Raw genomic sequence first — 299 nt, forward strand, 5'->3', positions numbered from 1 at the left:
TGCCTGAGGTGTATCTCCTCCGGTATTTTGGTGTTGCTGTTCTTGTTGTTTCTTAGCTTCGTCTTCAGCTTTTTTCTTGGCCTCTTCTTCAGCTTTCTTCTTAGCTTCGTCTTCAGCTTTTTTCTTAGCTTCGTCTTCAGCTTTTCTTCTAGCTTCCTCATCAGCTTTCTTTTGAGCTTCTTCTTGCTGTTTACGTTGTTGTTCTTGTTGTTGCTGCTGTTCTTGTTGTTTCTTAGCCTCTTCATCAGCTTTTTTCTTAGCTTCGTCTTGTTTTACTTTATCTTCATTAGCTTTTTTCT

General features: G+C 39.1%; 1 pseudogene. It reads right to left on the minus strand.

The features are described 5' to 3' along the window. Positions 1 to 299 (minus strand): annotated as a pseudogene (locus MR167_RS33825) (penicillin-binding protein); the annotation flags it as partial.

It is taken from the genome of Bacillus cereus group sp. BfR-BA-01355, from assembly GCF_022663675.1.
Taxonomy (GTDB): domain Bacteria; phylum Bacillota; class Bacilli; order Bacillales; family Bacillaceae_G; genus Bacillus_A; species Bacillus_A thuringiensis_S.